Source organism: Pseudoalteromonas sp. SCSIO 43101 (assembly GCF_023650775.1).
GTDB classification, from domain to species: Bacteria; Pseudomonadota; Gammaproteobacteria; order Enterobacterales; family Alteromonadaceae; genus Pseudoalteromonas; species Pseudoalteromonas apostichopi.
On the sequence record NZ_CP072673.1, the window covers coordinates 1,539,826 to 1,564,447 of the forward strand.

22 protein-coding genes are annotated in these 24,622 nt (G+C 41.8%); 8 read left to right on the forward strand and 14 right to left on the reverse strand.

All coding sequences use genetic code 11. The features are described 5' to 3' along the window. Positions 1 to 273: 273 nt before the first annotated feature. The gene (locus J8Z25_RS07235) at positions 274 to 2,925 is read left to right on the forward strand and encodes a glycoside hydrolase family 16 protein (protein WP_250661913.1); all 2,652 of its coding nucleotides are present in this window, start codon (positions 274 to 276) and stop codon (positions 2,923 to 2,925) included. Between the two features lie 78 nt (positions 2,926 to 3,003). Next, entirely contained in the window at positions 3,004 to 5,955 is a 2,952-nt protein-coding gene (locus J8Z25_RS07240) for a TonB-dependent receptor (protein ID WP_130051747.1), read from the forward strand. An 80-nt stretch (positions 5,956 to 6,035) separates the two neighbouring features. On the opposite strand, the gene J8Z25_RS07245 is transcribed toward J8Z25_RS07240, so the two are convergent. Continuing rightward, on the reverse strand, positions 6,036 to 6,368 hold the full coding sequence (locus J8Z25_RS07245) for a hypothetical protein (RefSeq protein WP_178926851.1): 333 nt from the start codon (positions 6,366 to 6,368) through the stop codon (positions 6,036 to 6,038). A 281-nt stretch (positions 6,369 to 6,649) separates the two neighbouring features. Here J8Z25_RS07245 and dcd point away from each other — a divergent pair, with 281 nt between their 5' ends. From dcd to J8Z25_RS07260, 3 genes are all read left to right on the forward strand, one after another. Next, positions 6,650 to 7,237: a dCTP deaminase gene (gene dcd, locus J8Z25_RS07250; RefSeq protein ID WP_130051745.1), complete on the forward strand. Its 588-nt coding sequence runs from the start codon at positions 6,650 to 6,652 to the stop codon at positions 7,235 to 7,237. Positions 7,238 to 7,379: 142 nt separating this feature from the next. Continuing rightward, positions 7,380 to 8,279 (forward strand): IS5 family transposase, encoded by a 900-nt coding sequence (locus J8Z25_RS07255; RefSeq protein WP_250661049.1) that lies wholly within the window; start codon positions 7,380 to 7,382, stop codon positions 8,277 to 8,279. Between the two features lie 123 nt (positions 8,280 to 8,402). After that, a complete protein-coding gene (locus J8Z25_RS07260) occupies positions 8,403 to 10,898 on the forward strand; it encodes an EAL domain-containing protein (protein WP_250661914.1) in 2,496 nt (831 codons plus the stop codon). Here J8Z25_RS07260 and J8Z25_RS07265 read toward each other — a convergent pair. Both J8Z25_RS07265 and J8Z25_RS07270 read right to left on the reverse strand, forming a co-directional pair. Next, positions 10,864 to 11,640 carry a CLCA_X family protein gene (locus J8Z25_RS07265; RefSeq protein ID WP_167658604.1) on the reverse strand — a complete coding sequence of 259 codons (777 nt, stop codon included), beginning with the start codon at positions 11,638 to 11,640 and terminating at the stop codon, positions 10,864 to 10,866. The genes J8Z25_RS07260 and J8Z25_RS07265 overlap by 35 nt on opposite strands. Next, positions 11,640 to 12,239: a tRNA-uridine aminocarboxypropyltransferase gene (locus tag J8Z25_RS07270; protein ID WP_130051742.1), complete on the reverse strand. Its 600-nt coding sequence runs from the start codon at positions 12,237 to 12,239 to the stop codon at positions 11,640 to 11,642. Before J8Z25_RS07270 ends, J8Z25_RS07265 begins: the two co-directional genes overlap by 1 nt. A gap of 129 nt (positions 12,240 to 12,368) precedes the next feature. On the opposite strand from J8Z25_RS07270, the gene J8Z25_RS07275 reads away from it, so the two are divergent. Both J8Z25_RS07275 and J8Z25_RS07280 read left to right on the forward strand, forming a co-directional pair. Further along, positions 12,369 to 12,713 carry an Hpt domain-containing protein gene (locus J8Z25_RS07275; RefSeq protein WP_130051741.1) on the forward strand — a complete coding sequence of 115 codons (345 nt, stop codon included), beginning with the start codon at positions 12,369 to 12,371 and terminating at the stop codon, positions 12,711 to 12,713. Between the two features lie 93 nt (positions 12,714 to 12,806). Then, positions 12,807 to 14,024 carry a pyridoxal phosphate-dependent aminotransferase gene (locus J8Z25_RS07280; RefSeq protein ID WP_130051740.1) on the forward strand — a complete coding sequence of 406 codons (1,218 nt, stop codon included), beginning with the start codon at positions 12,807 to 12,809 and terminating at the stop codon, positions 14,022 to 14,024. A gap of 25 nt (positions 14,025 to 14,049) precedes the next feature. Here the strand turns inward: J8Z25_RS07280 and J8Z25_RS07285 are convergent, their stop codons facing one another. Genes J8Z25_RS07285 through J8Z25_RS07300 form a run of 4 tightly spaced genes read right to left on the reverse strand, consistent with a single transcriptional unit; the run spans position 14,050 to position 16,950 of the window. After that, positions 14,050 to 14,517: an outer membrane lipoprotein gene (locus J8Z25_RS07285; RefSeq protein WP_250661915.1), complete on the reverse strand. Its 468-nt coding sequence runs from the start codon at positions 14,515 to 14,517 to the stop codon at positions 14,050 to 14,052. A gap of 12 nt (positions 14,518 to 14,529) precedes the next feature. Beyond that, on the reverse strand, positions 14,530 to 15,141 hold the full coding sequence (lpoB, locus tag J8Z25_RS07290) for a penicillin-binding protein activator LpoB (protein WP_054552953.1): 612 nt from the start codon (positions 15,139 to 15,141) through the stop codon (positions 14,530 to 14,532). 10 nt (positions 15,142 to 15,151) lie between these two features. Beyond that, positions 15,152 to 15,577 (reverse strand): YcfL family putative periplasmic lipoprotein, encoded by a 426-nt coding sequence (locus tag J8Z25_RS07295; protein WP_054552954.1) that lies wholly within the window; start codon positions 15,575 to 15,577, stop codon positions 15,152 to 15,154. Between the two features lie 8 nt (positions 15,578 to 15,585). Then, a complete protein-coding gene (locus J8Z25_RS07300; RefSeq protein ID WP_250661916.1) occupies positions 15,586 to 16,950 on the reverse strand; it encodes a COG3014 family protein in 1,365 nt (454 codons plus the stop codon). Positions 16,951 to 17,086: 136 nt separating this feature from the next. Here J8Z25_RS07300 and J8Z25_RS07305 point away from each other — a divergent pair, with 136 nt between their 5' ends. Beyond that, positions 17,087 to 17,956: a DMT family transporter gene (locus J8Z25_RS07305; protein ID WP_250661917.1), complete on the forward strand. Its 870-nt coding sequence runs from the start codon at positions 17,087 to 17,089 to the stop codon at positions 17,954 to 17,956. Here J8Z25_RS07305 and J8Z25_RS07310 read toward each other — a convergent pair. The 7 genes from J8Z25_RS07310 to J8Z25_RS07340 form a co-directional block, all read right to left on the reverse strand. Beyond that, on the reverse strand, positions 17,937 to 18,638 hold the full coding sequence (locus J8Z25_RS07310; RefSeq protein WP_250661918.1) for a M15 family metallopeptidase: 702 nt from the start codon (positions 18,636 to 18,638) through the stop codon (positions 17,937 to 17,939). The two genes, J8Z25_RS07305 and J8Z25_RS07310, sit on opposite strands and share 20 nt — an antisense overlap. Continuing rightward, complete coding sequence (dapE, locus tag J8Z25_RS07315) at positions 18,635 to 19,765, reverse strand: succinyl-diaminopimelate desuccinylase (protein ID WP_250661919.1); 1,131 nt, start codon at positions 19,763 to 19,765, stop codon at positions 18,635 to 18,637. The genes J8Z25_RS07310 and dapE overlap by 4 nt, the downstream gene beginning before the upstream one ends. Then, on the reverse strand, positions 19,765 to 20,109 hold the full coding sequence (locus tag J8Z25_RS07320) for an ArsC family reductase (RefSeq protein WP_130051734.1): 345 nt from the start codon (positions 20,107 to 20,109) through the stop codon (positions 19,765 to 19,767). Before J8Z25_RS07320 ends, dapE begins: the two co-directional genes overlap by 1 nt. A 5-nt stretch (positions 20,110 to 20,114) precedes the next feature. Beyond that, on the reverse strand, positions 20,115 to 20,558 hold the full coding sequence (locus J8Z25_RS07325) for a PTS glucose transporter subunit IIA (RefSeq protein WP_233786733.1): 444 nt from the start codon (positions 20,556 to 20,558) through the stop codon (positions 20,115 to 20,117). A 57-nt stretch (positions 20,559 to 20,615) separates the two neighbouring features. Further along, complete coding sequence (locus J8Z25_RS07330; RefSeq protein WP_130051732.1) at positions 20,616 to 21,008, reverse strand: ACT domain-containing protein; 393 nt, start codon at positions 21,006 to 21,008, stop codon at positions 20,616 to 20,618. A gap of 210 nt (positions 21,009 to 21,218) precedes the next feature. Continuing rightward, positions 21,219 to 23,375, reverse strand: coding sequence for a phosphate acetyltransferase (gene pta / locus J8Z25_RS07335; RefSeq protein ID WP_130051731.1), 2,157 nt, complete (start codon positions 23,373 to 23,375; stop codon positions 21,219 to 21,221). 4 nt (positions 23,376 to 23,379) lie between these two features. Further along, positions 23,380 to 24,594, reverse strand: coding sequence for an acetate kinase (locus J8Z25_RS07340; protein ID WP_250661920.1), 1,215 nt, complete (start codon positions 24,592 to 24,594; stop codon positions 23,380 to 23,382). Positions 24,595 to 24,622: the final 28 nt, after the last annotated feature.

The following is a 24,622-nucleotide window of genomic DNA, read 5'->3' on the forward strand; positions in this document are numbered from 1 at the left end:
AACAAAGACTTGATTATTTTGTACTAAATTCACTCCCAACCACGCTTTTAGCAGCATATAGCCTAAATTTTCGTAAAACATGTCAAAAAATTTGCAGTAATTGTTAATAATTTATTGACGTTTTAATAACCATGCCATACTCTAATGTAAGCGCTTACATTAATGGTTCTTTTTATTTAATCTGTTTTGTAAGCGCTTACAATTAACTGATTAAAATAATACTATATGAATCAGTTGAGTACTAACAAACACATAATGTTAGGGTTCAATGCAATGAACAAATTCAAAACACACTTAACACAACTAGCAATGGCGCTTTCAGTAGTGACTGTAGCTGGCTGCGGTGGCTCTGCCACAGATACAAAAATAGATACTGTAAACCCGACTGAGCCAGTTTCAGATTGGGTTATGGTTTGGGAAGATAACTTTGACGGCGATGCCATAGATGACAACAAATGGAATTTCGAAATAGACTGTGCAGGTGGTGGTAATAACGAAAAACAATGTTATACCGATAGTGATGAAAACGCCTTTGTTGCAGACGGTATTCTTAATATTGTTGCATTACCTGCAGAAGAAGGGGCAGCAAAACCTTATACGTCTGCACGTATCAATACTCGTTACAAAGCTGATTTTAAATATGGTCGCTTTGAAGTAAGAGCTAAATTACCAAGTGGCCAAGGCTCTTGGCCTGCGTTTTGGATGATGCCAACCGATGAAGTTTACGGTGGCTGGCCTCGTTCAGGCGAAATTGACATTGTTGAGTCGGTTAACTTGAAAGTTCCAACCGAGGATGGTGTCGAGTCAAACATCTACGGAACACTTCATTATGGTAAAGAGTGGCCAAATAACGATCAAAGCGGCAAAGCTTACACATTTGACCAAGGTGTAAACCCTGCTGATGACTTTCATACCTATGCTATTGAGTGGCAAGAGGGTGAAATCCGCTGGTACGTCGATGACTACTTGTATGCCACGCAGCGCAAATCAGAATTACTTTACAATGCAAATGGTGAGGCGCTTGCTCTAAAACATAAGGGTTGGTATACCGAGTATTTTGATCAAACAACGGGTGAGTTAGAAACTCATTGGGACACAGCCCCATTTGATCAAGAGTTTTATTTAATTCTTAACTTTGCAGTGGGCGGTGACTGGCCAGAAAACGTTAATGCTTTAGGTATTGATGCTAGTGCATTCGAAAATGGTCAGACTTTTGAAGTTGACTATGTTCGTGTTTATGAATGTTCGCAAAACCCAGACACAGGCAAAGGCTGTGAAACAGTTCGTCCTGGTTACGACAATCCAGAAGATGCACTTGTGCAGGGTGCAGCACCAGCTCCGACTCCACCGAGTGATGGCACCGTAACGCCACTCACCATTTTTGATAACAGCTTTAATCCTAACTGGCCTGCATGGGACTGCTGTGGCGGTTCAACACCTGCGCTAGTAGAAGATGCTGAGCGCGGTGATGTGGTTGAGTTTGTTGTTGGCGCAGAACCTACTGTAAATGGTTTCATTAGTCGTGATGCTTTTATCACAGATGAAAACGGAGAAGCCTCACCTTTCGATGCTAGTGCTATGTTAGAAGACGGTTATGTAACTTTTGACATGCAAGTAACTTCGCTTCCTTCAACTCCAGATGCACCTTGGTTATTTAAAATTGAGAGCGATGAAGGCTCGACAGCGGTTGAGTTAAATCTAAGTGCGAGTACTGAAGGTGTAAGTCCAGTTGCCGGTGAATGGCAAACCTATACATTCCCTCTGCAAACACTGGCAGATGCAGGGCTAAATGTTTCACTGATTGATGTGATTATGATTTTTCCTGCATGGGGTCAAGGTGAGGGCGCAGTTTACCGTGTTGATAACGTAGAGATCACCAATGGTGCAACGACGACATTACCTTCATTAACCTTATTTGCAGATGAAATGAACCTTGATTGGCCGTTATGGGATTGTTGTGGCGGTTCAACGCCTGTCGAAGTAGTCGACGATGAAGAGCATGGTGTGACAGCTGAGTTCTCTATTGGTGCTCAACCAACAGTAATGGGCTTTATCAACCGTACTTCATCAGGTGGTAGTGGTAGCCAGTTTGATGCATCAGCATTAGTTGATGATGGCATGTTGCAATTTGAAATGAAGATCACGTCTTTATCGTCAACGCCAGATGCACCTTGGCTTCTAAAAGTAGAGTCAAATGAAGGTGCTACAGCGGTTGAATTAAACCTTAACACGAGTGCTGAAGGTGTTGATCCTGTTGCTGGAGAGTGGCAAACCTATACATTCCCAATTAGCACCTTATTAAACGCTGGTTTAGATGTCAGTGCAATTGATGTAATTATGATTTTCCCTGCATGGGGGCAAGGTGAAGGTGCGGTTTACCGTGTTGACAATGCCCGCATCTATGCACCTGAGCAAGATACGGCTGCGTCAGAGCTAACATTATTTGCTAATAATGTAGCTGACCAATGGAGTATTTGGGATTGTTGTGCAGGTAGTACGCCAACAGTTGAAACTGACGACGAAGCACATGGCTCAGTTGCTGAGTTTCAAATTGGCGCTCAACCAACAGTTATGGGCTTCTTAGCTGATGACGGCGTAAGCTTTGATGCTTCACACTTATTATCACAAGGTGTGGTTCGCTTTGAAATGAAAATAGTTTCAAACGCCAGCAACCAAGATGCTCAGTGGTTATTCAAAATTGAGTCAAACGATGCAGCTCAAGCTGTGGAGCTTGCGTTAAGTGCAAGCCAAGAAGGTGTCGAGCCTGTAGTTGGTGAGTGGCAAACGTATACCTATACACTTGCTGATCTACTAAGTGCAGGTCTTGATATTAGTGCAATCGACGTTGTTATGGTGTTCCCGTCATGGGGGATGGGTGAAGGTGCGGTTTACCGTATTGATAATGCAGTTATTGCAAACCCGTAATGAACATTGGCAACAAGTGATGGGTGCTGATTACAGCACCCAGTATCCATGACAACATATTGCAAAAGCAGGTAAATCATGAAAAGCACAAAATTTATTAAAACACCTCTTGCAGCGTCAGTTGCGATGATTTTAACCGCAGGGCTAGGCACTATGTCGGCTTATGCACAGGATGAGCAAGAGAAAGCTGATAACGATATTGAAGTTATCGAAATTAAAGGTATTCGTGGCAGTATGATCCGCGCCATGGATATGAAACGTGATGCAACAGGTGTTGTTGATGCGATTTCAGCAGAAGAGATGGGTAAATTCCCAGATACTAACTTAGCTGAATCATTACAGCGTATTACCGGTGTATCGGTGAGTCGTTCAAACGGCGAAGGTAGCGAAATTACGGTACGTGGTTTTGGCCCTGAGTTTAACCTAGTAATGCTTAATGGTCGCCAAATGCCAGGCACGGGTTATACGCGTTCATACGCCCTTGAGAATATTGCCGCTGATGGTGTAAGTGCCCTTGAAGTAGCAAAATCAGGTCAAGCTGATGTACCAAGTGGTGGTCTAGGCGCTACTGTAAATATTATTACAACTCGCCCATTAAATAGCCCAGGCGAAAAGTTTAGCTCGTCTATTAAAGCTATTCATGACTCGTCAAATGAAAAAGGTGATGATGTAACGCCAGAATTTTCAGCGATGTACAGCAATACCTATGCTGATGATACATTTGGTTTTGCTGCATCTTTCTCACATCAAGAACGTGACTTTCAACAGCAAAGTGCCAATATTCAAGGTTGGCAAGCTAATGTTGATTTACCAACTCTTGATGAAGGAGAGTACATTGACCCGCGTCCATTAGATAGCGAAGGCAACCGTGTCGGTAATCATTTCTTCCCGAAAGACATGAACTACAGTATTGCTGATGTTGAACGTGAGCGTACTAATGGCCAAGTAACTTTACAGTACTCGCCAGTTGAAAGCTTTACTGCAACAGTTGATTACACAGCAAGCCGTGCTATTACTGGTGTGAATACCGTAGGTTGGGGTATCTGGAATGAGTTCGGTGGTAACATTAATGGCTATGAGCTTGATGAAAATGGTACTGCACTTTATGCCGATATCAGTGGAAACGACGGCTCATTTACTGCAAGCCGTGTTACTACAGAAGTTAAAGCGCGTTCAATCGGTTTAAACCTAGAGTGGCAAATTAACGATCAGTGGGAAGTTGAGTTCGATTATCATGATTCGAAAAACGAAACAGATAATGGTGCAGATGACGGTTTAGGCTCAGACGGTCAAATTATCCTTGGTTCTGACCAGTTAAAGAGCAAAGTATATGACTACCGCACAGGTGAAATTCCGCACGCATACGTTAACTGGAACAACGGCACAACAGTACTTGACCCAAGTGAAATTGATTCAAACTTCAGCCAGTTTAGTTATTCGCCAGGTGAGTCTAAGGTTGAGCAAGCCCAGCTTCATACAACTTGGTTTAATGAAAGCTTCGAAATTCCATTAGTTAAAGTAAAATTTGGGGCGGCAAATACCAAGCAAACCATGGGTGGTTTCACGGCCTGGAGTGGCTTAAGAGGCGGTCCGGGTTTTAATCCATCATTTACCGAAATTCTCCCTGACGGCATGTTCACTTATAACGAAACTGGTGACATGCTTGACCAGTTCGCTGGTGGTGGTAGTGCCCTTGAGCCAAATTACTATTACACCTATAGCTTTGAAGAGGCGTTAGCTCGTCAGCTTGCTTTTTTAAATGAAGATTTATTGGGTGATAATCAATATTCAATTGACCCATTCTTTGATGGTATCGACAGCGAAAGCTATGTAGAAGAGAAAACGCAAAGTTTTTATGTGAACAGCTTGTGGGAATTTGATGTAGCTAATTACTTCGTTCAGATTAACGCAGGTCTTCGTTATGAAGAAACGGATGTAACCAGTACGGTTCGCCAACGCGTTGAAAGCCAAGTGAACTGGGTGAGTGCATCTGAATGGATTATGCAGTACGAAACTGGTGGCACAGATAATTTTTATCAAGAAGAAGGTAATTACGATATTTGGTTACCTAATATCGATGTAAAAGTTGAGATCACAGACGAGCTTGTGGGGCGTGTTTCATGGGGTAAAACCATGGCCCGTGCACCGCTTGGTAACCTTGCTGGTGGCCGAAGCTTATCAGGTAGTCCTAAACCGGGTTCACGCACTGGTGGCCAAGGTAACACTAGTCTTTTACCTTTTGAATCAACTAACTTAGACTTATCGCTTGAATATTACTACGGTGAAGGTAGCTATGCATCGCTTGGCTACTTCAAAAAAGACGTTGATAACTTTATTCAAACACAAATTACTGAAACAACGATTGATGGTTTACATGACATCTTAAATGGTCCTCGTTACCAAGAGGCTGTAGCGTCAGTTGAAGCGCGCGGAGAGCAGGCTACGAGTGATGCTATTTTCAATGAAATGTTAGCGCTTGGTTATGGCAATGCGGATGGCGCTATTGAACCGACGAGCTCAGACCCCCTCATGGTATGGAACATTTCTCAGCCACAAAATACCGACAGCAAATCAGTCGATGGCTTTGAACTTGCTGTTCAACACTTATTTGGTGAAAGTGGCTTCGGTTTAGGTGTGAATGCCACATTTGTAGATGGTGATGTTGAATTTGATGTTGATAGTTTGACCCAACAAGCTCCGTTATCAGGTTTGAGCGATTCAGCTAACTTCCAAGCCTTTTATGATAAAGATGGCTTGTCAGTTAAAGTAACTTACGCATGGCGTGATTCGTACTTGATTGGTGTGGGTCAGTCACAAGGTTCATCTGATGCGCCGCCACAGTTTGGCGACACTTACGGTCAATGGGACTTAAGCGTTAACTATGACATTAACGAAAACATGACCGTTTTCTTTGAAGGTATAAATCTTAACAACGAAACTGAGCGTGGCTACGGTCGTTACGAAGAGCAATTCTTATTTGCTCGTCAATACGGACCTCGTTACACAATTGGTGCCCGTTATAGCTTTTAATATATGATCCCTGATAGAACCAAAGCCGCTCAATGAGCGGCTTTTATTTTTATTAAACTAATGGAGATAAGCTAATCGATTTAAAATAGCAGGGCTTTAAAAGAGTTTATTACGATAAAAAAAGTAACCAGAAAAATAGCAATGCCAGGATTAATTAAAAAATTTGGCATAAACACAATATCGGTTTCACCAAAACAGTAGAAGTAAAAGGCAATACTGAGCAATGAAGGTAGTGGAAAAAAGAAAGTTTCGTTAGCAACTAAGCCAACCACCGACCAGCTAGTTAATAGTAGTGAACCTACAAAAACGAGAAAGCCATACCATAAATCGTGCTTTTTAGCGTAATGTTTGGCGATTAAAATTGCGACAACGCATGCTGGCAATGTTATTACGGATAAAATAACGTAATCCATAACAACTTATCCTCATACTCCCTGTAATCGGGGAATTAAAACAAACCTCAGCAGTTCAGATAAATCGGAAATAGCTGATGTTATTAGCTGAGATGGCTTATCTTATTTTGTTGAGAATTATTCGCGCAACACGCTGTTGATTTGTGTAATATATGTCACACTATATCCACCCCATTTGGCTTTACTAATACACACGCGACTTTTGCTGTGTTTAGTTTAAAGCTTAGCGTGTTTTTTCAGCTTAAAATCAGATGTTTAAGTTGTTTTAGGTAGAATAATTAATGAGATTATCAGACACCCATATTCAGCAGTATATTGACGAAGGCCGCATTGTTATTGAGCCAACACCGAGTAAAGAAATGATTTCAGGTGTGACTGTGGACTTACGTTTGGGCAATAAATTTCGAGTCTTTCAAGATCATACCGCAGCTTATGTTGACTTAAGTGGTCCAAAAGATCAGCTAAACAAGGCGATGGAATCAATCATGAGTGATGAAATTGTGCTTGCAGAAGAAGAAGCTTTCTTCCTTCATCCTGGCGAGTTAGCTTTGGCTATCACTTATGAAAAAGTGACTTTGCCCGCTGATATTGTTGGTTGGTTAGATGGACGTTCATCATTAGCTCGCTTAGGCTTAATGGTACACGTAACCGCTCATCGTATTGATCCAGGTTGGTCTGGAAATATTGTCTTAGAGTTTTATAACTCAGGCAAATTGCCGTTAGCACTTCGTCCGATGATGAAAATTGGTGCTATGAGCTTTGAAACCATGACAAGCCCTGCAGAAAATCCATATAACACCCGTAAAGACGCGAAATATAAAGATCAAAATTCGGCCGTTGCAAGTCGTATCAGTGATGATAATAAATAATCGTATATTATGTGGCTTGAGTGCCACATAATATTTTGTTGCCAAACTTTTTACCTAATTTAGGCGTTGTTTCCTAAAAGTTTGAACTATCTTGCCAGCCTGTGATCAGATCATCTATATCCTACTAGCCCGTGCAACAACAATGAGCAAAATCACAAACTGGTCTCACTATAATCAAGCCCTCGTTAACCGCGGTAATATTCGCTTCTGGTTTGACGAAAAAGCAACGCGTCATTGGTATAACGAATGTACTCACGGTGGGCGTGGCCGCTCTAATCATTTCTCTGATCTTGCTATTGAAACTTGCTTAACACTCAAAGCTGTCTTTGGCTTGTCGTTCAGGGCACTACAAGGGTTCACACAATCGGTATTATCTTTGATGAAGCTTCCGCTTGAAGCCCCAACCTACAGTTGTCTGTGTAAGCGCAGTGCTGAGTTGAATATTAAATTTCGCAGTAAAGTCCGCACCACTGGATTTGTAGATATTGTAGTTGATAGCACAGGACTTAAGGTGTTTGGCGAAGGTGAATGGCATGCACAGAAGCACCACGTAAAGGCAAGAAAAAAGTGGCGAAAACTGCACCTTGCGGTGGATGCCAACACGCATGATATTGTGGGGGCGCAAATGACGCTCAGTAACGTCACCGACGGCGAGACCCTCCAAGATTTGATAAGACCATTACGCCGGCGTATAGATAGAGTGAGCGCTGATGGTGCTTATGATAGCCGCCGCTGCTATGCAGAAATTACTGAAAAAGGCGCGATACCTGCTATCCCGCCGAGAGAGAATGCACGGCTGTGGACTGATAAGCATCCACGCAATGAGGCTGTCATGTTGTGCAATAAGTTAGGAATCGCACAATGGAAAAAGCTCAGTGGATATCATGTGCGCTCATTAGCAGAAACAGCGATGTACCGTTTTAAACAGTTGATGGGGGCTAAGCTAAATGCGCGTGATTACAATCGCCAGCTGGTTGAAGCGATGATCAAAGTGAAGGCGCTAAATAAGATCAACACCCTTGGTCTGCCTAAATATCAGTAAGTTAAGTGAGTTTGTTAGAGAGCTGTATTTGATCAACAAGGCCTCTAATTTAGTTAACTATAATTGGCAATTTAAGCTTATCACCCCCATACTTTTAGCTGGTGTTCAAAGCACGGAGCTAAAATGCACTTTATTGGCAAGCAAGTCAGTCGGATAATTACAAAGCTGCTCATATTATGGTGTTGTGTATTGCTACACAGCGGCATTGTTTCTGCTGCTAATGAAGATTTGCCTGTATGGTTGCTTGATTCAGAGCAGCCACTTGCCAAACTGAGTCAATCCCTCGAAGCATCGTTACAAAATGCAAAAAAATTAAATGCGTTAGAAACAAGCTCGATTCGCCTTGCAGCAAAAACATCTCATTGGCTGATCATCGATTTATATCAATTACCCAAGAACAAAAACTATGTTGTTTTTCTCGGCGAGCCAAACTTAACATGGGCTAAATTTTATCTTTTAGATGAAAATTTTCAGGCTACTAATAATCAGCGGCTTGCTTCACTAGAAAGCTTATCGAATGTTCGCCCTCATTGGTTGATTGAGCATGGCCAAGGGCATCGTTGGGCATTGGTTAATTTTGTGCATGATAGGGCGTTGACCATTGAGGTGGGAGTTGTTGCTGCAAAAGTATTTGAAGCCAACTTACACCAAACAATTTTAGGTTACGGTGCTATTTTAGGTGTACTCATTTTATGTATCTTAGTAAGCGCAATGTACTTCTTTGTATCGAAGCAACCAAAATATATGGTCTTAAGTGCTTACTTTGTACTGGTTTGTATTGGTTTCTTGATTGATAACGGCCTGATTAGCTACCTGGTTGACGGCTTAGATTGGGAAGCTAAATGGCCTGTTAATGAGCTTGCATTGTGCTTTGTTAGCTATTTTTTATATCACTTTTTAGCGATTCATACTTACACAGCTAAGTTTAAAAAAGCTTGGCAAGCAATGATGGCTTGTTTGTTGATTGCGGCCTTGCTCTCATCAATATTGCCTCAATTTAATCGTCAGTGGCTATTTATAGTCAGCTGTTTGGGCTTTTTGGGCTTTGTTGCAGCAATCTTTTACAGTTTGATTAAGCGTATTAACAACCGTACTCATCTGCGTGTTTTTATGCTTTTAACCATCGTTATTCAAGTATTTAGTTTATTCATTTGGAATGGCTTTGGCATTGGTTATCATGACGTTCATAATACCATTTTGCTTATTACTTCATTGGCGATTTGTTCTGTGCTGTTGTTAAAAGATCGCCAACAAATTTCAGCATTTAGTTATTCGATGCTGCATGATGTAGATACTAAACTGCCAAATAAACAATTTTTGATCGCGCAAATTGTAAAAAAAGTATCGCAGAAACAACACTTTTCAGTTTTATTATTTAAGGCTCATGTACTTTCAAATGCACGTTCTACTTTTGGCTTTGAACAAGCCAATATTTGTATCAATGAAAGATTAAGTATTTTAAATAGTCAGCTGCAGAGTATGAATGCATTGAAACTCGAAATTCAAGCCAGCAGAAGTGCATGGCTCGCTCATGTTGATGACAGTACGTTTGGCTGTTTAGTAATGGGAGAACTTGAGCTAAGTCACATAGAGCAGTTTGCATGTTTGATCCATGGCGTGTTTGAAGAAGGACTAACTCATGAAGAGATTAATTTAGTCGACAGTGTTGATATTGGTGTTGCGTATTACCCTATGCATGGCAATACTGCGAAGCAAATTTTTCAATGTGCTATACAAGCGATGTCGGAAAAGCGTTTACAAGGTGAGCGTTGGCGTATGTTCGACTCTGAAAGTGCGCGTCTTTCTGAGCAAAGGTTATCTATTGCTGCGGCTCTTAAAATTGCAATTGATGAAAACCAACTTAGCTTGCATTTTCAGCCGCAGATATGTCTGAAAACAGGCAAAGTAGTGGGTTGTGAAGCATTACTGCGTTGGCAGCATCCAGTATTTGGCGCAGTAAGCCCTGATGTGTTTATTCCAATAGCAGAGTCAGCAGGGGTGATCAATCAGTTGACTGAATGGGTTGTTGAAAGAGGTATTGAGTGGCAAGCGAAGTTTTGCAAACTGATACCCGATCACGTTATTTCCATTAACATATCAGCAAAAGATCTATTAAATAAAGACTTACCGGTGCTTTTAATCACCATTTTAAATGAGCAAAAAGTATCGGCTGACTCAGTGATGTTAGAGCTTACAGAATCAGCAACTTTGGAAGAAAGTAAAAAGATTAAAGCAACACTGGATGACTACCGTTTAATCGGATTAAAGCTCGCGATTGATGATTTTGGTACAGGTTATTCTTCACTTGCTTATTTAAGTCAACTTGGCTTTGATGAAGTAAAAATAGATAAGCAGTTTGTATTGAATTTGCCGTTTTCGGTTAATGATCAAAGTATCTGTAGGGCAACCTGTGATATAGCCACTACTTTAGGGGCGCATGTTGTAGCTGAGGGTATCGAAGATGAGCAAAGTCTGGCTATGTTGCAAAGTTATGGCTGCCAGTTTGGGCAGGGGTACTATTTTTCAAAGCCGCTCTGTGCAGATGATTATTTAGATTGGATAAAGGAGGTGCAGAAAGTTGAAATTAGTCTTGATGCAACAGCGAACCTAATTGATTAAAGTAATTAAGTAGCGCTGCAAAACAGCGCATGGTATGTTGCTCATCTGGGTAAATTAAGCCACTTGTTGATAAACCACTTACCAAAAAGCTATTTTTTATATCAGGGTGCCTGTCAATACACTGTTCAAAACAGCGGGCCGCGAGTTCTTCAGGCATACTCATATAAAGTTGCTTAACCTGCTGATCAAAAGCGATAGATTGCTTAACAAACTCATTTGGGTTCGCACCTGAGTTGTCTAAAAATACCTGATGATAAAACTCATTTAAGCGCTGATTAAGTGGATGACTTAAATCTGGTGACCGTTCGAGCCATAGCGCTGAGCAAAATTGCATACTCTTTCTGTCGCTAAACAAATGCTGACAAATATGGTGGTCAAAAGCATGAAACCATTCATGGGCGAGTGCGCCACCACCGGCATTTTTAGCCAGAGCAAGAGTTTGACTATTGGCATTATAATGAGCCTGCACACCTTTTTGGCCGCCATGACCAAAGGCAAAATTAAGCTTCCCCCTAAGACCAATTGCCGTTGGTGGTAAAGTCAGTATTTGCGCAAGATCAGCTAAGGCATCGTAAATTAAATTTGCCGCTAATAAACGTTCTTGTTTGTTAACCCAATTGCCAACCACCATTGTACGAAAGCCAAATGTATCGCGAATATCGTCAAAATCGACCTGATCATCAAAGCGATAATCGGGTCCCTGACGATGAAAACCCGCACTAAGTCGTTTTGATACTCGCATTATAGATAGCGCGCCTTAACATTAGCTGGCATATGCTGAGTTTGCTTATCGACCAGCGCAGCTAATAATCTATATAGTGGCGTTACATCAAGGCCTTCAATTAATTTAAGGCTATGAGCCACAGCTTCTAAAGTTGATAAACTATCTGCTCGTGGCGCTTTGCGAATGACGTATTTGTTTTGTGGTACCTGTTTAAAACTCACAGCCTCAAATGCGTGGAGGCTTGGGGTTAATTGCAGCATTTTGTAGGCTTTTTTCCATGTGCCATCAATCACAATTAAATGGGTCAAAGACTGTTTGAAAGCATCTGTAGTGGCAGTGTGCTCGTCTAAATTTAATGCGTCATCCGCAGGGTAGAGTACCGCTGTTGTTGCCTTTGGTAATGTTGCAAGCTGCAAAAAGTCCCGTTCTGACTCGCCTGCGATGATTTGGCAATTCTCTAAGCCTAAATTCAGTAAATTAGCGGTGTTTTTAGTAATTTTTTCCTCATTAGGGTGGCGTAATATAATGATTTTTAGTTTATTATTGATTATGCTTATTGAATCACATAAACAGGTTTTAACTGAAAAGCCACAATGTGAGCACAATTCTCTAGCCATACGAACTCAGGTGTAAATCAAAACTATGCCTAGTATACATGAGCTTAACTCGCAAAGCAGGTTTGCTTTTTAGCTATGAACGGCTAAAGTTGCGATTTATATAATTACGTTTTTGATTAAGGGATAAAGATGACGACAATCACAATCGATGAGAGTGCACTTGAAGGGATGGAATCACTTTTAGGTGACCAATTTGCCGACACCTTGACCTTTTGTTGTAGTGAATTTCAGCGTTTAGGCTCTGAGGTACTTGCAAATCTTGGTTCAGATAACGAAGCTGCAGCACGACATGCACACAGTTTAAAATCAAATGCAGCCCAATTTGGTGCTGCGAGCCTGTCTAAACTTGCGCAGTCAATCGAACAAGCACTTAATCAAAATGATCTAGCAACTGCAGAGCAAAACTCACAGAGTTTAGATGTTCAAGTATCAGGTTCTGTAGAAAAACTACAAGCTTGGTTTGCTAATCGCTAAAAACTTGAATTTATTTCAGTTATAACCGCAAAAATCCTCTGGCGTGGTGGCCCCGTACTAGGTTAGTCTTAAGGCTAATTAGTAGAGGTAACCATGTCACAAATCAAAAAGAGTCACAAACTAGACGGTGTCTGTTATGACATACGTGGGCCTGTGCTTGCACAAGCTCGAAAAATGGAAGATGAAGGGCAAAAAGTATTAAAGCTAAACATTGGCAACCCGGCTGCCTTTGGCTTTGATATGCCTGAAGATATGCACAAAGATATCATTCGTAACTTATATTCAGCCCAAGGCTACTGTGACTCTAAAGGCCTCTACTCAGCCCGTGTGGCTGTCTATCAACACTATCAGCAACGCGGTTTATTTAATCTTGATGTCGATAATATTTATATCGGCAATGGGGTCAGCGAATTAATTCAAATGACCACCCAAGCATTACTTGATAATGACGACGAAGTGCTTATTCCCGCACCGGATTATCCGCTGTGGACAGCATCGGTTAAATTAGCAGGGGGTAACCCTGTGCATTATCTATGTGATGAAGAACAAGATTGGTTCCCTGATATTGCTGATATAAAATCGAAGATCACTTCAAAGACCAAAGCACTGGTGCTTATTAACCCTAATAACCCCACCGGTGCGGTGTATAGTGATGATCTTTTGATGGAACTTATCAATATTGCTCGTGAACACAAGCTTTTGCTATTGAGCGATGAAATTTACGAGAAAATCTTGTACGACGGTGTCACACACAGCTCTATTGGTGCATTGTGTGATGATGTGCCAATCATCACTTTTAATGGCTTAGCCAAAACGTACCGCGCTGCGGGTTTGCGAATGGGTTGGATGGTGTTAAGCGGTCGTACTAGCATGATGGACGACTTAAGTCGTGGCCTAGATATGCTGGCGTCTATGCGATTATGTGCCAACGTACCTGCGCAATACGCTATTCAGCAAGCGTTAGGTGGTGTGCAGTCGATTGATAATCTTATTAACCCAGGTGGTCGGCTGTACGTTCAGCGAGATATTGCATGGCGTGGTTTAAATGCCATTGATGGTATTAGCTGTAAAAAGCCTAAAGGGGCGCTATATGCATTTGCGAAAGTGGATACAGCACACTTTAATATCAAAAATGATGAACGCATGATTTTAGATTTACTCAAAGCTGAGAAAATCTTATTAGTGCATGGTCGCGCATTTAATTGGCCTGATCCTGATCATTTCAGATTGGTGTTTTTACCAAACAAAGATGATCTAACAGAAGCCATGAGTAAGATGCAGCGATTCTTCGCTGATTATCGACAAAGCTAAAAAAAGCGAGCCGAGGCTCGCTTTTTTAATACGCTTTATCAACACGTACCGTGTTATCGGTGAGGTACACCAGGCGTACTTTATCACCTTGGTTAAACAGCATTCGGTTATCTTTGTCTTGCACAACCATGAACTGCTCGCCGCTTTCTACTTTGATCATCAATTCAACGAGCTGATATTGTATAACGCGACTGTTTTGTTGACGGTTGTGAGCAACAGAGCCACCAATCATCGAACCTAAAATGGTTGCTACAGTGCGGCCACTGCCGCCACCGAACTGGTTACCGATAACGCCGCCAATAAGCGCACCACCAAACGTTTCCCAGCCGTTTGTTTTATCTCTGACTAGCTCTTGTTCGGTAATGGTTCGTACGGATTGTACAGAGCCAAACAACACCTGTTGTACTGGTACTGCTTTGTTACGCTGATAATCAGCATAACTAGGCGAGCTCAGTAATAAACAGCTTGCTAGGATAGTAATTAGGTATTTCATATACCCTCCTGGCTACCAGCCAAAAGTTGATTTCTCACGAGTTTTACGGATTTCAGTTTCATCAGCCCATTCAACTAGACCGCTTTTTAAATCCATTAAACGCATTGTGAATTTGTAATAAACATCAGCCTTGTCAGCATTTGATTTAACAATGCTCGATAAGTTGCCGTATAACATATATTGCGCACCAACTTGCTGGCCAAAAGCAATCGCTGTATTTGGGTCAACAAGTGGATCGACGTTTTGGAAATTAAGTTGCTCACGCACAGCTTCAACACGGGTCATATCAACAAAGCGGAACTTACCACTGCGTAATAACTGTGTTGAGATTGAATCAGTAATTGATTCAGTATCAATATGCTCGCTCGTTTTGTTTTTAATACGCTCAACAAACACGATGGGGCGAGTATTTGCTGTCATGGTGCCAACCACAGGTGAAGCAAGTAATGAGTCTGTCATCTGGCTTGCTACTTTTTGTAGATCCGTTGAGCCAAAATTTATATCAGTAGTTTCAACAGCTTGTGCATCACCATAGCTAACAACGGCTTTATTTGCACAACCAGACAGCAATAAAGCGCTTGTCATTGCAACGGCCGCAGCCGACTTAACAGAAAGTAATTTCATTGTAGTATCCTTAATCTTCAAATTCTTGTGCTTCTGTTGACACTTCACGCACTGCAAGCGAGAAGGTGACAGCATTTGCTGTCGGGGCTAGGCCCGGTAACTGGGTTTTAGCAAATCCAAATAAAGTGATAGGTTGCCAAGGCGAATGGTTGCCGCGAATAACAAAGCCATCAGCGTCATACCAAGTAAATTGATATTGTAAGTATTGAGACTTTTTGTACTGGCTTGCCAGTGTCACAACAACATCAGTTAAGCCATTTGTTTGACGTGTTTTTACATCTGTAATGGCTAATTTCTTGCCAAGTTCAGGGTTATTAACAATCAGTTGTTGGTTATACTGTTGTGATGCCTGCTCAACACCAATGCCAGAAGTGGTAGGGCGTGAGGAGCAAGCCGCAACAAGTAAAATGGTTAATAGTGGCACTAAATATTTCATCATTGCTCCTAGAGTTGTACGACATGTGTGTCGTAGTAGTTATTTATAGAGGTTAGAAAAATCAAGGTTAACCTTTGCTTACTAACCGTAAAGTCTATTTCGCCATGCCCTGGCATGCTTAAAGCGTGCTGACCTGCTGGGACATTATGCTGAGCAATACTCAGTTGACTTGGTAAAGTCGACCAGCTTCGCGTATCAGCTTGCTCTGATGCAATGTTATAAATATTCGCTAAAATATTACCGACATCGCCGCCGCTTCTTGCCAATTCTGCACGCATCTTTTCTTTCGCAACCAAACGCATAACCTGGCGGGTTATTCTGCCAGCACTTTGATCTTTTAAAGTTTTTGCTGCCAGCGCTTCAAGCCTAACAATGGGTGTAAGCGGTAAGTTTTCGCCATCGAGACTCACTGTTTTATCACTGCCCGCATAAGGCGCATCGCGATAAACAGGCATGGCAATACTGTAAAAGCGTGCATCACCCCGGGAGGTATAAATGGGTAATCGTAAATGAAACTCTTGCCTTGCTGGTATTAACCCTTGCTCTGCAATTACAATTATTTGGCCTGTGTTTGCTTGAGTTTGCTTTAGCTTGCCAAAGCGTTTGCTAAATTCTTCAAAATCCTGATCAAACCCTTGCTTTTTGGCAAGGCGTAACACTGTTTGCTGTAAGTAGCTATTTTCGCTATTTATTTCGAGTGCTTTCTTATAGTCGATATAGGCATCATCAAACTGTTTATCTGCCTCATAAAGTAGACCAGACAAATAAAACGTAAAGGCATTTTGAAAGCCATTTTTGACATTACCAATTAGCTCAGCCATATCAGGGTAGCCTTCGGCTGCCTTTTCTGCTTGTTCATCAAGTACAGCTTGGTTGTCTTTTAATGCATCTTCTTGCACTTTATTAGCACGTCTAACTTCAACTAATGCAGATTCAAGTTGTTTATCAAATACATAGCTCAGTGCTTTGTAGCTATGCAGCATAGTCATTTCATAGGCTGCTGGCTCATAACCAATCACTGAATCATTGGTCAATAATGAGTTTGTTTGTTCAAGGCCTGCACTTAGCTGTACTTTGGCTGCTTGACGCTTTTGTTCCATATTTTGATAAACAGCTTCAAAGGTCTCATTGGCCTCGGAATTTTGTTTAGCCAAAAACTCAAGACGGGCCGTTTCAAGCTGATTCAATAAATAGTTACTATGGCCTCGGCTGTTACTCGGCAAAAGTTGCTGAGCACTTGCTATGTTATTTTGAGAAACTGCTTGGCGCACAGGTTTTAGCTGCGTCGCATAATCTTGGAATAGATCAGTAATACCTATGGTACTGCAACCAGATAACAGTAAAGCAGCTCCAATAAATAAACGTCGATGCACTGAACACTCCTTTTAAACAATGTACTCAGATTAGCATACGCGGCTTAACCTTCTATGATAAATTATGTAAAAAATCGTAAGTTAATAGACAACTTTCTGGTCTTCTGTTTTGTAACGTTAAAGGACACTGCATTTGTTGAGCACCATACTGTATACCTTGATTGCACTTAGTGCTTTTGCAGCTAATTCTTTGTTGTGTCGAATGGCATTACAAAGTGGTGATATTGATCCTTTGAGCTTTACTGCTATTCGCTTAGCAAGTGGGGCATTTATGTTGCTTGGCTTACTGTTATGGCAAGCAAAGTTAAGGCAATTAAAATCGCAAAGGGCTAAACCTTTATCCGATAAAGGTAACAATATCAGTGCCCTTAGTTTATTTGTTTACGCGCTGTGCTTTTCAGTTGCTTATGTTGATTTAAATACAGGTACAGGCGCACTTATCTTATTTTCTGCAGTGCAGTTAACCATGATAGGCCATAGTGTTTTAAATAAAGAGCCGCTCAGTAAAGTGCAGTGGGGGGCTTTATTTGTCGCATTTGCGGGTTTTATTTACCTAATGCTGCCCTCAGCGACGGTGCCTTCTTTCATGCCAGCAATGCTCATGGCGTTAAGTGGTGTAGCGTGGGGTGTTTACAGTATTCGTGGAAAATCATGCAGCTCACCTTTGCAAGCAACCAGCTTTAATTTTCTAAGAAGTTTAATACTTGTGCCAATTTTAGTCTTTCTAGCCGTTGTCGATTGGCAGGGGATCACAGCAACAGGCGTTTATTTGGCGATAGCTTCAGGAGCTTTAGCATCAGGCCTTGGTTATAGCATTTGGTATATTGCACTACCAAGGCTTAAAAGTAGCCAAGCAGGTGTGGTACAGCTAACGGTTCCAGTGCTTGCTACGTTAGCTGGGGTGGTATTTTTAGATGAGCAATTAACAGCGCGTTTAATCACAGCCAGCGCCTTGATTCTTGGCGCTGTACTGGTGTTTTTAATAACTAAAAAGCGCAGCCTTTAGATTTTGGCGTATTAATATTTAACACGTAGCGTTCATACAGGGTGTTTAGTTCGGCTAGTATCGCTTGCTTGCCAATAAGTTCACTTTGTTCAATACATTGCTGTAATGTTTCAACTGACACATATTGCATCATCTTATGCGATGCATTGATATGACTGATATGCCAAGGCTCAGGGGCAACCCCCCCTTTATATTCTTGGTAAGGGCGATAAAAACCATACTTTTCGAGGTTATCATCAAGCCATGCAGCAAGCTTTGCAAACGGCCCAGTGGCCGAATACTCATCTGGCGTTAATTGCAGCTGATAATCATCGTCAATAGGGTGGTTATCGTAGATGTCGAGGTCGGTGCCAAAGTGATGTCTGCTTGCCCCAGGTAGTGCGGAGTAAAGCATTATAGCGTGGCACTTTTCAATATCACTCAAGCTTTCTAAGTCTACCGTTTTTTGTGCAAGGGTATAAACCGGTCGAAGGCCCTGAAATTTTGCATTCCAAATAGCGCTTTGACGTTGAAAGTCACGAAAGCTTGAGGCAATTGTCAGATCAATACCCGCTTCTTTCGCACCTTGCTGAAGAGCTAAAAAATCATCGACAATATCACGATGCAAGCGATGGTGTTGTAGCTCAACTAAATGTGAGCTACATGACCCGGTGGCGCATTGTTTAAGCTCAGCTTGGTTCATGTAAGCAGTTGCTCTAAAATGATTTCGTAGATATCAGCAAGTTGAATTAAATCCTCTGTGCTAACACATTCGTTTACTTTATGAATGGTTTCATTACGCGGGCCAAGTTCAATGACTTTAGCACCTGTTTGTGCGATAAAACGACCATCAGATGTCCCACCAGTGGTTTCAAGCGCTGTTTCGCGTCCAGTCACCTGCTTAATAGCATGCACAGTTGCATCAACTAACGGGCCGTGGTCGGTTAAAAACGGCAGTCCATTTACAATCCAATTTAACTCATAATTCAGATTGTGTTTTTCAACAATATCAACGACTCGTTGTTGTAGCTGCTGGTGTGTAACTTCTGTGCTAAAGCGGAAGTTAAATTGAATCTCAAGTTCACCTGGGATCACATTTCCGGCACCGGTGCCACCGTTAATATTCGAAACCTGAAAGCTCGTTGCAGGGAAAAATTCGTTACCTTGATCCCACTCGGTTTGACTTAGCTCAGTTAACGCAGGGGCGGCTAAGTGAATCGGATTTTGAGCAAGATGCGGATAAGCAACATGGCCTTGCACACCTTTAATGGTTAAAAAGCCAGTTAATGAGCCACGTCGACCATTTTTTACCACATCGCCAAGTTCATCCCGTGATGATGGCTCGCCGACTAAGCATAAATCAATCTTCTCACCACGCGCTTCAAGGGTATCGATAACACGGGTTGTGCCGTTGATGAACGGGCCTTCTTCATCTGAAGTAATTAAAAACGAAATAGATCCATTATGATCTGGGTGCTTAGCCACAAAACGCTCGGTGGCAACCACCATTGCAGCTAAAGAACCTTTCATATCGGCTGCACCGCGACCATGTAACATGCCGTCTTTTACTCGTGCCGAAAAGGGCGGGTGCTGCCAATTTTTCTCGGGACCAGTTGGTACAACATCGGTGTGACCCGCAAAACAAAAATGCGGTGACGCATCTCCCTTACGAGCCCAAGTATTTAAGGTATCAGTGAAAAACAGTGATTCTATATTAAACCCTAGCTTTTCCAAACGTTCGTTCATTAACGCTTGGCAACCGGCATCTTCAGGCGTTACTGATTCACGCTGGATAAGTGCTTGAGCAAGTTCAATAACAGGGTGAGTCATTAGGCAAAAATCTCATCGTATTGAGCTGCTTTAAAACCTAAGTAGTACTGGCCGTTATGCACGAGTACCGGACGCTTGATCATTGCAGGTTGCTCAACCAGTAATGCTAATGCTGATTCTTTATCTAGGTTTTGTTTCTGCTCATCAGATAATTGGCGGTAAGTTGTGCCGCGTTTATTAACTAAATCTTGCCAATCAATATGTGCTGCAAACTCATTAACTAGCTCAGCACTAATGCCGTCTTTACGGTAATCATGGAAAGTAAATTCTTGGTTGTTATCAGTTAAATATTTCTTGGCTTTTTTAATTGTATCGCAGTTGCTGATACCGTACATGATAGTCATAAATTCTACTTTTTAGTTACAGTGAGTAATGTGTCTACCCCAGCAATGACCTGAGATAGTGAATAATACAGAGGGCCAAGGTGTTGGCTATTGAGTACGCAAAGAGTACCGAGCATTGGGCTGCTCAGCTCGCGTAAATCAAAATAGGCTAACCGTTCACCCTGGCTAATTTTACTGCCATTTAATTTTGCAATATTGGTGTGATTAATATGTTCTTCAACCGATGAAAACGATAAGTTTAATAAAACTTTTAAACCGTTTTTTGCCTGTAAAATGTATTCTTTACCGGCATTTTTAACTTGTAATAGGGTGCCATCGAATGGTGCGATGATGTTGTGACTAGTTAATTCAACACTAATACTTGGTCCAAGTGTCGCAAAGCGGAAAAATGGCTCTGGGTGCTCGCTAATGCTTTTTACACGCCCAGTAAATGGGCTTTTAATAGCCATGCAGCGCGCTTTTCTGAGGCTGCGTTCGGGTAAGTATTGAACTTCGTTAGTCATGGCTTATTTAACATCACCTAGCACATGGTAACCGTCTTTTTTCAGGGCTGTAATTGCCTTGGCCATACTTTGCTTCTTCACCAGTACATAATCGGTATCGTAAGTTGATAAAGCAAAAATCGAAATCGACGCTTTTGCCAGTACTCCAGAAATATTTGCCATGATACCTGTTAGTGAAAAACCAAGAGGGCCAATCACCTCAAGTGCCAACCAATCCGTTTCTTGATCAAGACTGTCTAGCTCAAAACTACTTGGACACACTATAGACAACTCATCAGCGGTTTTAGCAATAAAGAAAATAGCTTGTTGAAGTAGGGTAGGATCAATCGTCGCATCGACATCTAAACTATGAATGGTAAGTTCTTCACTATGAAGTTGTAACGTTTGTTTTGACATCTGCGATCCTATCTTTGAAGCCTTTGAATTTATAGTATAGGTAAACAAAGTTAAGATAAAGCGCAATAATTTTGATTGCTGAGGAATTACTCAGCTCAGTCTTTAAATGTTGTCCACAGAATCTGTGGATAAATATGGGAATAGGTCAGTATAAAGAAGCTAATAGGCTAATTTATAAAGGTTTTATAAATTAGCCTAAATTTTGAAGGGTTAATTTTCTATGCTTTCGACTTGCTTAGCTTGAATCGCTGTAAGGGCAATGGTGTAAACAATATCGTCTACTAATGCACCACGACTTAAGTCATTTACCGGCTTGCGCATACCTTGAAGCATCGGGCCAATACTAATTAAATCAGCACTACGTTGTACTGCTTTGTAAGTTGTATTACCAGTATTCAAGTCTGGGAATACAAACACAGTTGCTTTACCTGCCACAGGGCTATCGGGTGCTTTCTTAATTGCTACATTTTCCATAATAGCTGCATCGTATTGAAGCGGGCCATCAATCACTAAGTCTGGGCGCTTTTGCTGGGCAAGCTTAGTGGCTTCACGGACTTTCTCTACATCAGCGCCTGAGCCTGACGTACCCGTGCTGTAGCTGATCATTGCAACGCGAGGTTCAATGCCAAATGCGGCAGCTGAATCAGCCGATTGAATAGCAATATCAGCTAATTGCTCAGCGGTAGGATCTGGATTGATAGCGCAGTCACCGTAAACAAGTACTTGATCAGGTAATAGCATAAAGAATACCGATGATACTAACGATGAACCCGGAGCCGTTTTAATCAATTGTAGCGGTGGGCGAATCGTGTTAGCTGTTGTGTTAACAGCACCTGACACCAAGCCGTCTACTTTACCTTGTTCAAGCATCATGGTGCCAAGTACTACGTTATCTAGTAATTGCTCTTGTGCGACCACTTCTGTTAAGCCTTTGTTTTTACGAATCTCTACCATAGGCGCCACGTAATCGTTGATTACATCAGCTGGCTCAATAATGGTTACGTTATCGTTAAGCTCAACACCTTGTTGTTCAGCAATACGTAAAATCTCTTCTTTATCGCCAAGAAGGATTGTTTTAGCAATACCACGTTGACCACAAATAGCAGCAGCTTTAATAGTACGTGGCTCATTACCTTCTGGTAAAACAACCGTTTTATTCGCTTGACGGGCTTTATCCGTTAGTAAGAAGCGAAATGCTGGAGGAGACATTTTACGAGTACGACCAACACTTTGTGCAAGGCTGTCTAACCAGTCTGAGTCAATATGGCTGGCGTTGTGATCTTTTACTTTATCGATGCGTTGATCATCATCACAAGGCACTTCCATATTGAAGTTATGCAGTAACAGTGAGGTACGCCACGTATCTTCTTCTGTTGCGATAATTGGTAAACCTGTATCCATCGCTTGTTCACATAATTTCATAATGCGATCTTCAGGTTTAAAACCACCAGTTAATAAAATTGCCCCAAGCTTGGTGCCATTCATGGCTGATAAACAAGCTGCAACTAATACATCAGAGCGATCGCCAGGAGTTACCAGCAATGCTCCAGGGGTAAAGTGGCTTAAGATATTCGACACTGTACGGGCACAGAAAGTGACGCGACGTAAACGGCGGTGAGCCATGTCACCTTCGTTAATTACTTCAGCTTTTAAGTATTCACATAAATCTCGTACACGCGGTGCTACTAGGTCAAAATCCCAAGGAATTGAGCCTAATAACTTAAATGGGTGCTTTCTGAAAATAGGCAGCGATGCTAAACGGTTTAATTCGTTCTCGAGTTGTTCAGGTTCATGGGCCTCAACAAGATCTGCACGTGCACGACCTTCGTCATCCAATGGCGCATTTACTTTATTGAAAATACAGCCTAACACGCGAGGGTGATTAACACCGCCATAGTTGCCAGAGGCGATTTCTAAACGGTCTTCAATTTGGTCATTGCTATCATTACTAGGCGTTAAAACAAAAACAATATCAGCACCTAGCGTTTGCGCAATTTCACGGTTTACGCGTCCAGCATAAGGCTGACGACGTGTTGGCACCATACCTTCGATAATGGCGATTTCGTCTTCTTTAATGGTGCTTTCAAAGCGCTCTACGATTTCTTCTAGTAAGTCGTCGCCTTTACCATCACCAATCATTTGCTCTGCATAGCTCAAATCGAATGGTGTCGGTGGATTAATTGGCGAGCCATGGGTAACAATTTGCGTCGACTTTTCTGGGCCTGTATCGCCAGAGCGTGGCTGTGCAATGGGTTTGAAAAAGTTAACTTTAAGCGCTTTTTGCTCTAGCGCACGTACCAAACCAACAGAAACAGATGTTAAACCAACCCCAGTTGAAATAGGGATCAACATAATTCTACGTGCCATTTACTTAAGCCTCCTTTGCAATGCGGGCTGCATCGTTAGCAATAACCCATTCTTCATTTGTTGGGATCACAAACGCTTTAACATGCGCTTGGCCTTTTGAAATTAGGCCTTCTTTACCAAAGCGAGCAGCCAAGTTAGCAGCTTCATCACACTCAAGGCCTAAAAAGCCTAAGTGTGAAATCACTTTGTCACGAATGATGTCTGAGTTTTCACCAATGCCACCGGTAAAAATAAGCGCATCAAGGCGTTGCAGAGGCACCAAGAACGCAGCGATTTGTTTTGCTAAGCGGTAACAGAAAATATCGAGAGCAAGGTTTGCTTGTGGGTGGCCTTCAACAGCCGCTTCTTCAATAGTGCGACAGTCATTTGATAATTCACTAATGCCTAACAGACCACTTTGTTTATTCAACAAATCATCAATTTCTTGAACTGAATAATTAAGTTGTTGAGTCAAAAAGGTGAATAAACCAGGATCGATGCTACCACTGCGCGTACCCATGACTAAGCCTTCCAGTGGGGTAAGCCCCATACTGGTATCAACACTCTTACCATCTTTAATAGCGCACACAGAACAACCATTACCTAAATGCGCACTGATCACATTAGTTTGCTGGCGTTCTTTGCCGAGTAATTTCGCCGCTTCACCGGCAACATAATAATGGCTCGTGCCATGGAAACCATAACGTCTTACACCATGTTCTTTATAAAGCGAGTAAGGTAATGCATATAAGTAGGCAATTTTTGGCATAGTTTGATGAAACGCAGTATCAAACACCGCAATTTGTGGTAGTGTCGAGAACGCTTGCTGTGAGGTGCGAATACCTAATAAATTCGCTGGATTATGTAAAGGCGCTAATGCTGCCGTTTTCTCGATTTCTATTAATACGTCATTATCAATTAATACTGACTCGGTAAAATGTTCGCCACCATGTACGACCCTATGGCCTACGGCAACTAACTTATCCTCAAGACCTAAGTTTTTGACCAGGTAAACAAGTTTATTAATTGCTGCATCATGGGCTTGTCCTTTTGCAAGTTCAATAAGTTGTTTTTCACCATTATATTTATATTTTATTGAAGGCGTATCTGATCCAAGGCGTTCAGCTAACCCTGAAATAACTTCGTCAGAAGTGGTGGCATCTAAAATGGCAAATTTTAAACTCGAACTACCACAGTTTAGTACTAAAACGTGATGTGGTGAGCAAAGGTGCTTCGGCATAGCTAGGTCCTAAAAGTACGATATCAGT

Bases quoted from the DNA above. Each gene is read 5' to 3' on its own strand.
- J8Z25_RS07235 (WP_250661913.1), top strand. From the start codon at position 274: ATGAACAAATTCAAAACACACTTAACACAACTAGCAATGGCGCTTTCA.
- J8Z25_RS07240 (WP_130051747.1), top strand. From the start codon at position 3,004: ATGAAAAGCACAAAATTTATTAAAACACCTCTTGCAGCGTCAGTTGCG.
- J8Z25_RS07245 (WP_178926851.1), bottom strand. From the start codon at position 6,368: ATGGATTACGTTATTTTATCCGTAATAACATTGCCAGCATGCGTTGTC.
- dcd (WP_130051745.1), top strand. From the start codon at position 6,650: ATGAGATTATCAGACACCCATATTCAGCAGTATATTGACGAAGGCCGC.
- J8Z25_RS07255 (WP_250661049.1), top strand. From the start codon at position 7,380: ATGAGCAAAATCACAAACTGGTCTCACTATAATCAAGCCCTCGTTAAC.
- J8Z25_RS07260 (WP_250661914.1), top strand. From the start codon at position 8,403: ATGCACTTTATTGGCAAGCAAGTCAGTCGGATAATTACAAAGCTGCTC.
- J8Z25_RS07265 (WP_167658604.1), bottom strand. From the start codon at position 11,640: ATGCGAGTATCAAAACGACTTAGTGCGGGTTTTCATCGTCAGGGACCC.
- J8Z25_RS07270 (WP_130051742.1), bottom strand. From the start codon at position 12,239: ATGGCTAGAGAATTGTGCTCACATTGTGGCTTTTCAGTTAAAACCTGT.
- J8Z25_RS07275 (WP_130051741.1), top strand. From the start codon at position 12,369: ATGACGACAATCACAATCGATGAGAGTGCACTTGAAGGGATGGAATCA.
- J8Z25_RS07280 (WP_130051740.1), top strand. From the start codon at position 12,807: ATGTCACAAATCAAAAAGAGTCACAAACTAGACGGTGTCTGTTATGAC.
- J8Z25_RS07285 (WP_250661915.1), bottom strand. From the start codon at position 14,517: ATGAAATACCTAATTACTATCCTAGCAAGCTGTTTATTACTGAGCTCG.
- lpoB (WP_054552953.1), bottom strand. From the start codon at position 15,141: ATGAAATTACTTTCTGTTAAGTCGGCTGCGGCCGTTGCAATGACAAGC.
- J8Z25_RS07295 (WP_054552954.1), bottom strand. From the start codon at position 15,577: ATGAAATATTTAGTGCCACTATTAACCATTTTACTTGTTGCGGCTTGC.
- J8Z25_RS07310 (WP_250661918.1), bottom strand. From the start codon at position 18,638: ATGAACCAAGCTGAGCTTAAACAATGCGCCACCGGGTCATGTAGCTCA.
- dapE (WP_250661919.1), bottom strand. From the start codon at position 19,765: ATGACTCACCCTGTTATTGAACTTGCTCAAGCACTTATCCAGCGTGAA.
- J8Z25_RS07320 (WP_130051734.1), bottom strand. From the start codon at position 20,109: ATGACTATCATGTACGGTATCAGCAACTGCGATACAATTAAAAAAGCC.
- J8Z25_RS07325 (WP_233786733.1), bottom strand. From the start codon at position 20,558: ATGGCTATTAAAAGCCCATTTACTGGGCGTGTAAAAAGCATTAGCGAG.
- J8Z25_RS07330 (WP_130051732.1), bottom strand. From the start codon at position 21,008: ATGTCAAAACAAACGTTACAACTTCATAGTGAAGAACTTACCATTCAT.
- pta (WP_130051731.1), bottom strand. From the start codon at position 23,375: ATGGCACGTAGAATTATGTTGATCCCTATTTCAACTGGGGTTGGTTTA.
- J8Z25_RS07340 (WP_250661920.1), bottom strand. From the start codon at position 24,594: ATGCCGAAGCACCTTTGCTCACCACATCACGTTTTAGTACTAAACTGT.